The sequence below is a fragment of the Streptomyces sp. NPDC048288 genome (assembly GCF_043201555.1).
Lineage (GTDB): Bacteria > Actinomycetota > Actinomycetes > Streptomycetales > Streptomycetaceae > Streptomyces.
Genome location: NZ_JBICZD010000027.1, coordinates 1 through 13,364 on the forward strand (window position 1 = coordinate 1; position 13,364 = coordinate 13,364).

Sequence of the window (13,364 nt, forward strand, 5' to 3'; positions counted from 1 at the left end):
AGGTGAGGGAGTCGATGAGGATGATTCCGCCGGAGGTGAGGATCGCCGTGGCGGACACCCAGCCGACGCTCAGCACCGCGACATCATCGAAGATCATCGTCGGATCCGGCGCATCAGGGTGCGGCGGGGTGAAGCCTGAGGTCAGCGCGGTGACGAGGTCCGTCAGGATCGGGTTGTCGCCGGCCAGTGCGGCGGCCTGGTCGAAGTAGTCCTGCGACGTCGTGCCGCTGCTGCTGGTGCTGGAGGGGGTGATCGAGGGAGTGCTGGACGGCCTGCCCGTGGGCCTGGCCGTCGCGGCCCCGGCAGCGTGCCCCGGAAGGAGGGTCGCCGCGCCGGCGGTGAGCGCGGCGGCGGCGCCGACCTGCCAGAAGCGGCGGCGGGTGAGGGGTTCGCGCTCCGGGGAGACCGCCGGGCGGTTGCTCTCGGCTTGCGGCTCGTTCATGCGTGCGGCTCCTTGCTGGTGAATGCGTCTTTGACTTCCTCGGGCTTGGATTTCCTCAGGCGGCGACGGCGGTCGGCCTGCCGTGCTGCTCGGGGGAGTCTGGCGGCAGGGTCGGCGAGGGCGGCCGGCGGACGATCAGGGGGTGTGGCTGGGCGCGATCCGGTCGATCCTGTGACGCGGCGGGGGTGGGGCATCGACGGAGGCGAGGCGCTGCCTTCGGTGTGCAGGAGCATGAGGGTGACGCCACTCGCGGGCCAATATCGATGGCCACAGCGAATGCGCTCCGGTGGTGTCTGATCCGACATTGCGTCAGGTGCCGCTGTTGGCGAAGGAGACGAGCCTTGGCATCCCACCCCCGCGGTGGACGTATCAACTATATTGAGGCTGTCGAGCGTCATATGAGACAGGTGTGCAGCCCGAGGGGAGAAGTCCGGCGATGCGGAATCTGACCGTGGCCCAGCAGATGGTGGACGTCCTGCGCCAGGCGGGAGTGGAGCGGATCTACGGCGTGGTGGGCGACAGCCTGAACGCGGTGGTCGACGCGGTGCGCCGTACCGACGGCATCGAGTGGGTGCACGTCCGGAACGAGGAGGCCGCCGCCTTCGCCGCCACGGCGGAGGCGCAGCTGACCGGCAGGCTCGCGGTGTGTGCCGGGAGCTGCGGCCCCGGAAACACGCATCTGATCCAGGGGCTGTACGACGCGCACCGCTCCGGTGCGCCCGTGCTGGCACTCGCCTCGCACATCCCGTCCCACCAGATCGGCACCGGCTTCTTCCAGGAGACCCACCCGGAACGGCTGTTCACGGAGTGCAGCGACTACTGCGAGATGATCAGCACCCCCGAGCAGATGCCCCGGGTCCTGCGGATCGCGATGCAGCGGGCTCTCGGCAACAGCGGGGTGTCGGTCCTGGTGATACCGGGCGATGTCGCGCACGGCGAGGCGGCCCACCCGACCGGAAGCAGTGACCTGGTCACCGAGCGCGGCCGGGTCGTCGCGCCGGACACGCGGGTTCGGGCGCTGGCCGAGAAGCTGAACGCGTCACGGAAGGTGATGCTGTTCTGCGGTGCGGGAGTGCGGGACGCGCACGCCGAGGTCATGGCGCTCGCGGAGAAGGCCGCCGCACCCGTCGGGCACACCCTGCGGGGCAAGGAGTGGATCCAGTTCGACAACCCGTACGACGTGGGCATGAGTGGCCTGCTCGGCTACGGCGCCTGCTTCGACGCGATGCACGAGTCCGACCTGGTCGTCCTGCTCGGCACCGACTTCCCGTACAACGACTTCCTGCCGCAGGCGCGCACCGTGCAGATCGACCACGACGCGGGCCGCCTGGGCCGTCGCACCGTGCTGGAACTCGGGGTCCACGGCGATGTCCGGGAGACGCTGCGGGCCGTGCTGCCGTTGGTCGAGGCGAAGCGGGACCGTACCTACCTGGACCGGATGCTGCACCGGCATGCCAAGTCGCTGGAGACGGTGGTCTCCGCCTACACCCGCGACGTCGAGCGGCACACCCCGATCCACCCCGAGTACGCGGCCTCGGTATTGGACGAACTCGCCGCTGACGACGCGGTGTTCACCGTCGACACCGGCATGTCCAACGTCTGGGCGGCGCGCTATCTCACCCCCAACGGGCGGCGCCGGGTGATCGGTTCGTTCCTGCACGGCACCATGGCCAACGCGCTGCCGCACGCCATCGGCGCGCAGTTCGCCTACCCCGGCCGCCAGGTGGTCTCGATGTCGGGTGACGGCGGACTGGGCATGCTGATGGGCGAGTTGCTCACGGTGAAGCTGCACGATCTGCCGGTGAAGACGATCGTCTTCAACAACTCCTCGCTGGGCATGGTGAAGCTGGAGATGCTGGTCGAGGGTCTGCCCGAGCACGAGACCGACCATGAGCCGGTGGACTACGCGGCGATCGCCCGCGGCGCGGGCATCGAGGCGATCCGCATCGAGCGCCCCGGGGATGTCGTCGAGGGGCTCAAGCGGGCGCTCGCCCACGACGGACCGTTCCTGGTCGATCTGGTGACCGACCCCAACGCGCTGTCGATCCCGCCGCACATCTCGGCCGGCCAGGTCAAGGGATTCGCCTTCGCCGCAGGCCGGACCGTGCTCGACGGGGGCGTCGGCAAGATGCTCGACCTGGCCCGCGCCAACCTGCGCAACATCCCCCGCCCCTGAGATCGTCCTCCGCTCCCCGGTTCCGGCGCTTTCCCAGGTGGGAAGGGCGCCGGTGGTCGCGCTCCTCTGCGACGACTACTTTGGGATGCACCTGAGGGGAGGTGTGCCATTCTGAGCCTCAGGTGAAGCGACTCGTTCGCTCCCGCCCCGAGGACCGCCAGTGAAGCCGACCCAGCCGCCGCCCCCGCCGTTCCCCGCCGGCGATGCGCGTCGCCCCCCGGTACGGGGCCGGCTGGAGGAAGGCGCCGTACTCGGCGCTCGGTTCGACGCGCTGGCCCAGGGCCGTGGCGGGGTCGTCTGCGTGCAGGGTCCGCCCGGCAGCGGCAAGACCCGGCTCCTGTCGGAAGCCTGCGCGATGGCAGGGCGCCGTGCGTTCACCGTGTTCCGGGGCGGCGCGGACCCCGACAGCCAGTTCGTGCCGCTGAGCCCGTTGCTGGAGGGCACGCAGACGGACGGGAAACCGCTCTTCGACACGGTCAGACTCCGTGCCCTGGCCACAGCACCCGAGCAGCGCTTCTGGCTCCTGCAGGAACTGCAGGACCAGCTGGAGCGGGCCGCTCTGGACTGTCCCCTGGTCGTGGTCCTGGACGATGTCCAGTGGTGCGACGACCTGACCCTCCTCGCCCTGCGCACGCTCTCGTCCCGGCTGTCCGCCCACGCCATCCTGTGGCTGCTGGCGATACGGGGCGGGAGCAGCGCTCCGGAGGTCCTCACCACACTGGACCGGATGGAACGGGACGGCGCACTCCGGCTCTGCCTCGGTCCGCTCTCCGACGCCGCCGTCGGCGAGGTCGCCCAGGACGTGCTCGGAGCTCCACCGGACACCGCTACCCTGGACGTCGTCCGGCGCGCGGAGGGCGTGCCCCTGCTCCTGGTGGAACTGCTGCACGGCATGACCGCCGAAGGCAGAGTGGTCGTCACCGACGGTGTGGCCCGTCTGGTCGGCCACCGCCTGCCGGCCCGTTTCCAGACCTCCATCCGGCAGCGCCTCTACAGCCTCTCCGAGCCCACCAGGGAGGTCGTCCGCGCGGCCTCCGCCATCGGACACACCCTCACCGTCGAGCTTCTCGCCGAACTCCTCGACCGGCCGGTCGGCGCGCTGGTCGCACCCGTACAGGAGGCCCTCGACTCCGACCTCTTCACCGAACGGGCCGGGAGGCTGGCCTTCCGCCACGACCTCATCCGCGAAGCCGTGGCGGACAGCCTTCCGGAGTCCGTGCGAAAAGCCCTGCGGCGCCATGCGGCAGAGGTCGTGCTGGCCCGTGGAGCATCGCTGAGCGAGGCGGCCTCCCTGGTGATGGACAGCGCGGAACCCGGTGACCAGGCCGCCGTGCGACTGCTGCGGGCCGCCGCCGCGGAGCTTTCGGAGACCGCTCCCTCGGCCGCCGGAGAACTGAGCCGCCAGGCGTTGAACCTCACCCCCGCGCAGGCGCCGGAACGGTCGACGATCATCGCGGAGACGATGGTGCTGCTCTGGCGGGCCGGACGCGCCACACAGGCGCGCGCACTGGGCGCGACGGCCCTGCCCGGCAGCCTGCCCTGCGAGGCCGAGGCGCGGGTGCGCCTCAGCCTCGCCCGCGTGTCCAGCCAGTACGACTTCACGGAGGGAGCGCGCCAGTCCGGCATCGGGGCGGCCCTGCCGGGGATCCCGGAGTGTCTGCGCGCACACCTTCTGGCCCTGTACTGCCTCGACCTGGGGCTAGTGGGCGACTACGGTGCGACGGCCCGGGCGGCGGTGGACGAGGCACTGCGATCCGCGCGGCAGGTGGGGGACAGGGCCGCGTCGGCCACCGCCATGACGGCCCACTCGGCCCTGCTCTACTACGACTACGACTGGGACCGGGCGTTCCAGCGCGCGGACGAGGCCGAGGACATCGCGTCCGAAGCAGGCTTCTCGCGCTCCCTCTGGGTGCCCGAGGCGCTGTGGAAGGCATTCATGCTCAACGCGGCAGGGCGTACGGCGGAGGCACTCGCCGAGTCGGAGAACGGCATCCGGGACACCCAGCGGCAAGGCCAGGCAGCCGCCATGCGTCTGTGGCTCATGAACCGCTCCCGCGTCCTGCTGGACGCGGGCCGGCTGTCGGACGCCAGAGCGGAGGCGGAGGCGGGCGCAGCCATGGCCGACGAACTGGGCATGGGCAACTTCGCCGACGCGACGCTCCTGTACACCCTGCTCCGGGTCGCCCTGCACACCGGCGGCCACGAGGCGGCGAAGGCCTACGCGGCGGAGGTCGGACGGATGGTCGGCGATCCGGCGATCCTCGTCCGCAACGCCGGGTCCTGGCTGCTGGCGCTCATGGCCGATGCGGAGGGCCGCCCGGACCGGGCCATGGCGCTCCTCGACGAGTCGTTCACCACGTTCGAGCAGGTGGGCCCCTCGCTGGCGAGCCCCGACGACCCGGCCGATCTCCCCGTCCTCGTGCGCATGGCGCTGCGGGCGGGTGCCCATGACCGTGCCGCGGCCGCGGTCGCCCAGGCCGAGCACCGGGCCGTCCGCAACCCCGGTTTCCCGATCCTCGCCGCGGCAGCCGCCCACGCCCGGGGCCTGCTCGACAACGACACCGCCCACCTTCTGCACGCCGTGGAGCTGTACGACGGGGTCGAACGGCTCCTGCCGCACGCTTCGGCCCTGGAGGACGCCGGGCGGAAACTGGCCGTGGCCCACCCCGCGGACGCCGTGCCCGTCCTCGGCGCGGCGCTCGACCGTTACAACGAGGCGGACGCCGAGTGCGACGCCGCCCGAGTCCGCCGCCGCCTAAGGGTGCTGGGCGCACCGCGCCGTCGTACGACACCCACCGAGACCGTGACCGCGTGGCCGGAACTGACGGCGTCGGAGGTCGCCGTCGTGCGACTGGTGGCGCAGGGCATGACCAACCGGCAGGTCGCCGAGCACCTCGTGAACTCGCCGCACACCGTCAGTTCCCACCTGCGGCACGCCTTCCTCAAACTCGGTCTGACCTCGCGTACCGAACTGGCGCGGCTGGCGCGCGAGCGCGAACACACGGAGTAACCGCTTCGTATCCCACATCCGCGTACGGAACCGCCGGCTGACATGCGATGACCGGATTCGCCCGATTATGTAACGCTCATCCGTGTAAGTCCCCTTTCACCTCGCGACGGTCGAACACCTCGCGGTGAATCAACTCGCGCCCCCACAGACGGAGGGGTGAAATGAGAAATTCCATTCACACGGTCGTGTACGAAACGATGGCACGAGTGCACGTCAGCGGGGAGCCCGAGGTTTCCCTCCTGGCGGAGCTGCGCTACAGAACCACCGATCCCTACGCTGTCTGCCTTTCACTCGGGACGCCCCTCGCGCCTCCGGTCGACTGGCTCTTCGCCCGCAGTCTGCTCACGGAGGGCCTGCATCTGTCGGCCGGCACGGGAGACGTGCGAGTGATCCCCCGGTGCCGCGGACACCAGGACCGCGTGCGCATCGTGCTCCGGTCGCGGGCCCAGGAGGCGGCCGTCGACGTCGAGACCTCCGTGGTGAGCGCGTTCCTGCTGCGGACCCTCGCACTGGTGCCCGAGGGCGAGGAGGGCGTCCATATCGACCTGGACCGCGCTGTGGCCGACCTTCTCGAAGACGCGGAATGACGTCACGAACGTCCCGGCCTTTCCCACGAGACACGAAAAAAGAACCCCTGGCTTTCGGAGATGCGATGCCGCTCGCGACACATGCCCCCACACGTTCGTACGACCTCGGCTACCTGAGGATCTATGTCCTTCACCCGGACGACCGGTCTGCCCCGGATCCCCCCTGGGCGTCGGACCCGAACGCCGGTGATGCCCTGTACGCGGCGATACACGGGCACGGTTCAGCCGCCTCGATCCAGGAGCGGCAGACCTGCGTGCACGCCGGCGACCTGGTCTTCTGCGATCCGCAGCGGCCGGAATCCACCCGTTGCGGTCGCGCGTGCGCCATGACGGTCCTCCGCGTGCCCCGGCGCAGCCTGGGCATCGCCGAATCCGACCTGCGTCGCATCCACGGGGTGCGTCTGGCCTGCACGGACGGAACACGTGCGCGGGTGACCCACTTCCTCACCGCGCTCGTCTCGGAGGCAGAGTGCCATCGGACGCGGATCGGTGACCGGCTCGCCCGCAGTGCTGTGGACCTGCTGACCGTACTGGTCACGGAGTGGGCACTGACGCGACGGGCTGAGGCGGAGAACGTCGGGGCACAGATGTGATCCCGCCCGGCGAGGAGCCGGACCCGGCGCCGTCGAGCAGGGTCCGCGTCGGTCAGAAGGAGTGCGGTCCGAACCGGCCCCAGGCCACGAAGGCGGCCAGGACCAGCAGGACCAGGTTGACGACGGTCGACTGGAACTCCTTGCGCCGGCCGTGCTCGATCACCGCGCCGATCATGACGAGTGCCAGGCCGGATGCGGACAGAGGCACGAGGATCGTCGCGACGTCCACCGCCGGGGGCAGCACCAACCCGATCCCCCAGGCCATGGTCGGGCCCGAGGCCAGGAACTGCTCCTTCGACTTGGTCAGCTTCACGGTACCGGCGCGGAGAAAAACCAGAGCCAACAAGGCCGCGACGACCCACAACGTGATGTTCACAGAGACCTCTTGTGGCTACCCGCCGGCCGACCTTGTCGGATCGGGCGCTCAGACGCTCAGGCCACGTGCTCCGCGGACTCCGCGGCGGCCCGTGCGCCGAGTACGACCCTTCCGCGCTCCGAGTCCGGAAAGCGCAGGAGCATCGCACGGAGTTCTTCGGCGCCCACGTTGGCACCGAACGGCTCGGTGCCCGGTTCCAGCCGTACCCCTTCGGCCAGGGGGCCGGCGATGACGGGGTCGAAGCCGACCGCGTCGACCATGCGCGCGACGGTGGTGAGGTCGTCCGGATCGTCACCGGCGATCGCGATGGCCTTGCGGCCCCGCGTTCCCGCGCGCTGGGCTCCGTCCTCCAGGTCGTGGTAGCCCATGTGGTTGAACGCCTTGACCACCCGTGAATCCGCCAGGTAGCCCTGAACGATCTCACTGGAGGTGGTGAGCGGGTCGGTCAAGTCCTCGCGGATGCCGTCGACTTCCCACCAGTAGTTCATGGCGTCGATCACGAGCTTGCCGCGCAGTGCGTCGAGGGGAAGGGCGCGGTACTTGCCGAGCGGAAGCGCCAGGACGACGACGTCCGCCGCGCCGGCGGCTTGAGCCGCGGTGACCGGGGACGCGCCCGGGGTGAGGACCTCGACGGTGAGCGCGATCCTGGCGGGATCGCCGGAGCCCGCGATGAGCACCCGGTAGCCGGCGGCCAGGGCCAGCCGCCCCAGCGCCGTGCCGACCTTGCCCGCGCCCAGGATGCCTACGGTGTTCACGGCCGTGGTGGGCATGTCCGTCTCTCCGTTCACGGTGTCAGCTCGCGAGGAGTTCGCGGACCATCGGGATCACCTTGGTGCCGTACAGCTCGACGGCGCGCAGGCGGGCGCTGATCGACTGGTTGCCGTAGATGAGGTCGAAGCGGCCGACGCCGAGTGCCTTGATGGCGTGGGCCATCTTGCGGGCGACCGTCTCCGGGGACCCGACGTAGAGGGAGCCGTGCGCGATCTCCGCGTCGTACTCCTCCTTGCGGAGCGCCGGCCAGCCCCGCAGCGCGCCGATGCGGTCCCGGACTTCCTTGTATCGCGGCCAGTGCAGTTCCCGGGCCTGCTCGTCCGTGTCGGCGATGAAGCCGGGCGAGTGCATGCCGACCGGGTGGGCGGTGGTGCCGAACTGGTCGGTGGCGCGCCGGTAGAGGTCGATGAAGGGGGCGAAGCGTTCCGGGGTGCCGCCGATGATGGCGATCATGAGTGGGAAGCCGTAGTGCGCGGTGCGGATGACCGACTGGGGAGAACCACCGACGCCCACCCAGGTGGTCAGGCGCCCCGACTCGGTCTTGGGAAAGACGTCGGCGTTCTCCAGCGGAGCGCGTTTGGTGCCGCTCCAGGTGACGGGTTTCTCCTCCAGCAGCTTGGCGAAGAGCTCGATCTTCTCCTCGAACAGCACGTCGTAGTCGGCGAGGTCGTAGCCGAAGAGCGGGAACGACTCGGTGAACGAGCCGCGGCCGAGGATGACTTCGGCGCGGCCGTCGGAGAGCGCGTCCACGGTGGCGAAGCGCTGGAAGACCCGGACCGGGTCGTCGGAGCTGAGCACGGTCACGCCGGAGCTCAGCCGGATCCGGCTGGTGCGCGTGGCGATCCCGGCGAGCACGGTCTCCGGCGTGGTGATCGCGTACTCCGGGCGGTGGTGTTCGCCGAGTGCGATGACGTCCACGCCCGTCTCCTCCGCGAGTACGGCCTCCTGGACTACTTGGCGGATGGCCTTCGCGTAGGACACCGGGGCGCCGAGGTCGTCATCCGGTACGTCTCCGAATGTGTCCAGACCGAAGACGAGATCAGACATGGTGTGCTCCTGTGGAAGCCGATCGTTGATCTGTCAATCATCTGCGCATGTGATTGATGTGTCAACTAACGGATGGCGGAGCCAAGCGCCGGACGACCGCTACTCCGTCAACAGGACGATCTTGCCGCTCACATGGCCGCCCCGGCTCGCCTCCAGCGCGGCGGCCGCTTCCGTGAGGTCGTAGGTGCGCGCGACCACTACGCGCAGCCGGCCCTCCTGGATCAGGCCCAGGATCTCGCTCAGAGCGCGAGCGCCCTGCCCGGCCGCGCCGCCCGCATGGATCTGGACACCGGTCCCGGCGGCATCGAAGGCCACCAGTGTGAGAACACGCTCCGGACCTCCCGCCAGCTCGATCGAGTCCGGGATCTCGCCGCGGCCGGACGCGTCGATGACGGCGTCGACGCCGTGGGGCGCAATGGCCCGGACCCGCTCCACCAGCCCGGGCCCGTAGGCGACCGGCAGGGCGCCGAGATCACGCAGCAGCCCATGATTGCGCTCGCCCGCCGTCCCGATGACGCGGGCGCCGCGGGCAACGGCCAGTTGCACCACGAAGGTGCCGACGCCGCCGGCTGCGGCATGGAGCAGCACGGTCTCGCCCTCGGTCACCTTCAGCCGCTCCAGGACCGCCCATGCGGTGCCGCCCGCGCCGGCGAGGGCGCCCGCCGCATGCCACGGCACCGTGCCGGGCCTGGCGATCAGCGCGGCGGGATCGGCCAGTGCGAACTGGGCGTAGGAGGGGGTGAGCGAGGTGCCGAGCACCTCGTCGCCGACCTTCGTCCCGGTCACACCCTCGCCGATGGCGTCGACCACGCCGGCCACGTCGGACCCGAGGCCGGCGGGCAGGGTGAGCGGGATCTGCTCGCGCATCGCTCCCTGGAGAATCTTCCAGTCGACGGGATTGACGCCGGCCGCGCGCACGGCCAGCCGTACCTGGCCCGGCCCGGGATCCGGCGGCGTCACGTCGACGACGCGGAGTTGTTCCGTGGTGCCGTACTCGGAGAACTGCACTGCGAGGGACATGTCCTGGCTCCGACTTCTTCAGTGGATGTACGCGTTCCGACGCCAACAAGAAGATGATGCATCAATCATCTGTCGACGCTGAGGGTCTCAGGCTGCGCCGCGCAGCAGCCGGGAGAGTTCGGCGTCCACGTCCAGTCCCTGGGCTTCCTGGCCGGACGGCACCAACTCGTATGTCCGTCCGAGCCATTGAGCGATCACCCCGAGCGGACCGGCGAGTTGCGCCGTCCCGTGCGGGGAGGACAGGGTCAGCTCGACCTCGGCACCGGGGCCGGATCCGGTCGGCCAAAGGCGTACGTCCCCGTGCCCGGTGGGTCGGCGGAGCCCCTTGGCCACCATGTCTCGGTCCAGGACCCAGCGGACTTGATGGTCGGCGCCGGTGTGGAAAACGAAGACGACGGCAAAGGGGTCCTGTGCGCTGTAGTGCAGAAGGGCCGGCACGGCGAGACGCTCGCCGGACGGGAGGACGAGTTCCATGTGCAGCATCTGATCTATTACATGGTCGGGCATGGCTCGGATCGCTTCCAGAACGTCTGCGCTGCCCGGGAACCCCCGCGCCCCCGTCTGCGGTTCGTGCCCGGGTCCTTGAGGGCGGCTCGGTCGGCACGCGATGCACCTGCCGGGCCATCCTGCGGGGTCAGTCGAAGGTGCGGTGGTCGAAGGTGCGGGAGTCGGTGCTCATGATGCGCCAATCGCCGCGGCCGGTCCGCTCCCACCTGCGGTGACCGTCCCGGTGACTGTCACGGCGGTCGTCTCGGTTGTCGTCGCGCTGATTGCCGTACTCGGTCCGGTCCGAGGAGTGGTGCGCGGTGACCGCGATCTGATCGGTAGCCGAGCTCGGCTCGGCCGAGGCGGTGCCGCCCACGGCCAGCAGGGTGCCGGCGGCAACGGCGAGCGCCGCTGCCGTGGTGGCCGCACGCCGCGTGAAGTGGTGCTTCATGGTGGTTCTCCTTGTTGTTTCCGGAACCTCGGATGGGGGTTCCGCTTGATGGGTGGGGGCCTCGAACGCCTCAGGTGAGAACGTATGTGCATGTAGGTGACGTGTCAAGTAAAAAGGGGCAAAGCGAACCAAGGCGACAATCGACCCGAGGGGTCGCGCTGCAGCACTGGGCGTGTCGGCGGTCGTGACGACCCTGGACGTTGTGCGTGCGCGGATCAGGGCAAGTCGTTCCGGGCTCGGCCGGGTTGGGTGTCCGGTCGGTCGCGATACGCCGTACGGGCGAATCTCGCGGCGGCCATGGCTCAATCTCGCGCCAAAAAGTTGATCCATCAACCGGAATGTGCTTCGGTTGATGCATCAACAATCTCTCGTCGGCAGGGGTAGTGACATGAGTGAGAAGAAGGTCATCGCGGTCGCCGGAGCCACCGGTGCGCAGGGCGGCGGCACCGCGCGGGCGATCCTCGCCGATCCGGACTCGGGGTTCACGGTGCGTGCGCTGACCCGGAACCCCGACTCACCCGCGGCCAAGGAACTCGCCGAGCTCGGTGCGGAGGTCGTGCGGGCGGACTTCCATGACGAGCCGACCGTGCACAAGGCGTTCGAGGGTGCCTACGGCGCCTTCCTCGTCACCAACTTCTGGGCGCACGGTTCGGCGGCCAAGGAGACGGAGGAGATCGAGGTTCTGGCGCGGGCCGCCAAGGATGCCGGACTGCGGCACGTGGTGTGGTCGACGCTCGAGGACACCCGCGAACTGCTGCCGCTGCAGGACGAGCGGATGCCCGTTCTCCAGGAGAAGTACAACGTCCCGCACTTCGACGCCAAGGGCGAGGGCAACGAGCTGTTCCGGCAGGCCGGGGTGCCGACCACCTTCCTGAACACCACCTTCTTCTTCCAGGGCTTCCTGTCGGTGATGGGCCCCCAGCGTGCCGAGGACGGCGTGCTGACGCTGACCCTGCCGCTCGAGGACGGCAAACTGCTGGCCGGCGTGGATGTGAACGACATCGGCCGCACAGCCCTCGCCATCCTCAAGGGCGGCGAGCGGTTCGTCGGCCAGACCGTCGGCCTCGCCGGCGACCACCTGACCGGCGCCCAGTACGCGCAGAAGCTGGGCGCAGCCATCGGCGAGCCGGTGCGCTTCCAGTCGGTGCCGTACGACGTCTTCCGCTCCCTGGGTGTACCGGCGGGCGACGAGATCGCCAACATGTTCCAGTACTACGGCGACTTCGACCAGGAGTTCACCGGCGCCCGCGACCTGGACCTCCTGCGGGAGATCAACCCGGCACTCAAGAGCTTCGACGACTGGCTCGCCGAGAACGCCGCGAACATCCAGGTGGGCTGACTCGCTACCGCCGGCACACCATGCCCGGGGGTTCCGTCCGGCCGACGGACACCCCCGGGCATGCCGGTCGTCACGCGCCTCAGTGGTCGGCTCCGCAACTCCTTCGGGGGTTGATCACGCTGCCGGTGCGGCGGAGGATTCCTCGTGGTGATCGGGGGTGTGCCGGTCGAGTCTGGGCGGCAGATCGTCCGGGTCGCAGGTGGTGAACCTCCAGCCTGCCTCGCCTGCCTTGGCAGTGGAGCCCAGGCATCGCGGCGGTCAGCGGGCGCCCGAGCTTGCACTGACCAGATCACTCCGTCACAGGCAGGCACTCGGCGAGCAGGTCGACGACGTCGCGCCAGGCTCGCTGCGCGTGCCGAGGGTGGTAGCCGACGCCGGGGACCGTGGGGTGGTCGACCGGCGGGTGGTGGAAGGCGTGCAGGGCGCCGCCGTAGACCGTGAGGCGCCAGTCGACGCCCGCGGCCTGCATCTCGGCGGTGAACGCGTCCCGTTGCGCGGGCGGCATGATCGGGTCCTCCGACCCGACCCCGGCCCACACCGGGCAGCGGATGCGCGCCGCCTCGCCCGGTCGGCCCGTGGTCAGCGCGTTGACTGTCCCGATCGCGCGCAGGTCGACGCCGTCGCGCCCGAGTTCCAGCCCGACGGCGCCTCCGGTGCCGTAACCGACGGCGGCGATCCGGTCGGGGTCGGTCCGGGGTTCGGCGCGCAGCACGTCGAGCGCCGCGTGGCCGATGCCCCGCATCCGGTCGGGGTCGGCGAGCAGCGGCAGGCAACGGGCCAGCATCTCCTCGGGGTCACCCAGATAGCGCCCGCCGTGGAGGTCGAAGGCCAGCGCCACGTATCCCAGCTCGGCGAGCGCATCGGCCCGGCGGCGCTCGACGTCGCTGAGCCCCATGCCCTCCGGCCCGAGCAGCACCGCGGGCCGGCGGTCGACACCGGCCGGGAGCGCGAGATGCCCGATCATCGTCAGACCGTCGGCCGGGTACTGGACCGTGCGCTTCGTCATTGTCGTCATGAGACGGGACGGTAGTGATCGTCGAGCCCGGGCGGGCCGGGGTTCTGCCGC

General features: G+C 70.2%; 12 protein-coding genes and 1 pseudogene. 5 read left to right on the forward strand and 8 right to left on the reverse strand.

Translation table 11 applies throughout. The annotated features are described in order from the left end of the window. A pseudogene (locus ACGFZS_RS48510) lies at positions 1-442 on the reverse strand (hypothetical protein); the annotation flags it as partial. A 436-nt stretch (positions 443-878) separates the two neighbouring features. Here ACGFZS_RS48510 and ACGFZS_RS48515 point away from each other — a divergent pair. The 4 genes from ACGFZS_RS48515 (at position 879) to ACGFZS_RS48530 (ending at position 6,808) form a co-directional block, all read left to right on the forward strand. Beyond that, positions 879-2,618: a pyruvate dehydrogenase gene (locus tag ACGFZS_RS48515; RefSeq protein WP_393800628.1), complete on the forward strand. Its 1,740-nt coding sequence runs from the start codon at positions 879-881 to the stop codon at positions 2,616-2,618. A gap of 160 nt (positions 2,619-2,778) precedes the next feature. After that, on the forward strand, positions 2,779-5,628 hold the full coding sequence (locus ACGFZS_RS48520; RefSeq protein ID WP_393800629.1) for an ATP-binding protein: 2,850 nt from the start codon (positions 2,779-2,781) through the stop codon (positions 5,626-5,628). Between the two features lie 197 nt (positions 5,629-5,825). Continuing rightward, complete coding sequence (locus ACGFZS_RS48525) at positions 5,826-6,215, forward strand: SsgA family sporulation/cell division regulator (protein ID WP_393800630.1); 390 nt, start codon at positions 5,826-5,828, stop codon at positions 6,213-6,215. Between the two features lie 65 nt (positions 6,216-6,280). Beyond that, on the forward strand, positions 6,281-6,808 hold the full coding sequence (locus ACGFZS_RS48530; protein WP_393800691.1) for a hypothetical protein: 528 nt from the start codon (positions 6,281-6,283) through the stop codon (positions 6,806-6,808). 52 nt (positions 6,809-6,860) lie between these two features. On the opposite strand, the gene ACGFZS_RS48535 is transcribed toward ACGFZS_RS48530, so the two are convergent. The 6 genes from ACGFZS_RS48535 to ACGFZS_RS48560 form a co-directional block, all read right to left on the reverse strand. After that, complete coding sequence (locus tag ACGFZS_RS48535; RefSeq protein ID WP_393800631.1) at positions 6,861-7,184, reverse strand: DoxX family protein; 324 nt, start codon at positions 7,182-7,184, stop codon at positions 6,861-6,863. 56 nt (positions 7,185-7,240) lie between these two features. Beyond that, positions 7,241-7,954, reverse strand: a complete 714-nt coding sequence (locus tag ACGFZS_RS48540) for an NADPH-dependent F420 reductase (protein WP_393800632.1) — start codon at positions 7,952-7,954, stop codon at positions 7,241-7,243. Between the two features lie 22 nt (positions 7,955-7,976). Continuing rightward, positions 7,977-9,002, reverse strand: coding sequence for an LLM class flavin-dependent oxidoreductase (locus tag ACGFZS_RS48545; RefSeq protein ID WP_393800633.1), 1,026 nt, complete (start codon positions 9,000-9,002; stop codon positions 7,977-7,979). Between the two features lie 99 nt (positions 9,003-9,101). After that, positions 9,102-10,022, reverse strand: a complete 921-nt coding sequence (locus ACGFZS_RS48550; protein ID WP_393800634.1) for an NADP-dependent oxidoreductase — start codon at positions 10,020-10,022, stop codon at positions 9,102-9,104. An 87-nt stretch (positions 10,023-10,109) separates the two neighbouring features. After that, positions 10,110-10,529, reverse strand: a complete 420-nt coding sequence (locus tag ACGFZS_RS48555) for an SsgA family sporulation/cell division regulator (protein ID WP_393800635.1) — start codon at positions 10,527-10,529, stop codon at positions 10,110-10,112. Positions 10,530-10,656: 127 nt separating this feature from the next. Continuing rightward, a complete protein-coding gene (locus tag ACGFZS_RS48560) occupies positions 10,657-10,959 on the reverse strand; it encodes a hypothetical protein (protein WP_393800636.1) in 303 nt (100 codons plus the stop codon). A 388-nt stretch (positions 10,960-11,347) separates the two neighbouring features. Between ACGFZS_RS48560 and ACGFZS_RS48565 the strand changes: the two genes are divergently transcribed. Next, entirely contained in the window at positions 11,348-12,298 is a 951-nt protein-coding gene (locus ACGFZS_RS48565) for an NmrA/HSCARG family protein (RefSeq protein WP_393800637.1), read from the forward strand. Positions 12,299-12,587: 289 nt separating this feature from the next. On the opposite strand, the gene ACGFZS_RS48570 is transcribed toward ACGFZS_RS48565, so the two are convergent. After that, complete coding sequence (locus ACGFZS_RS48570) at positions 12,588-13,313, reverse strand: dienelactone hydrolase family protein (protein ID WP_393800638.1); 726 nt, start codon at positions 13,311-13,313, stop codon at positions 12,588-12,590. Positions 13,314-13,364 lie beyond the last annotated feature (51 nt).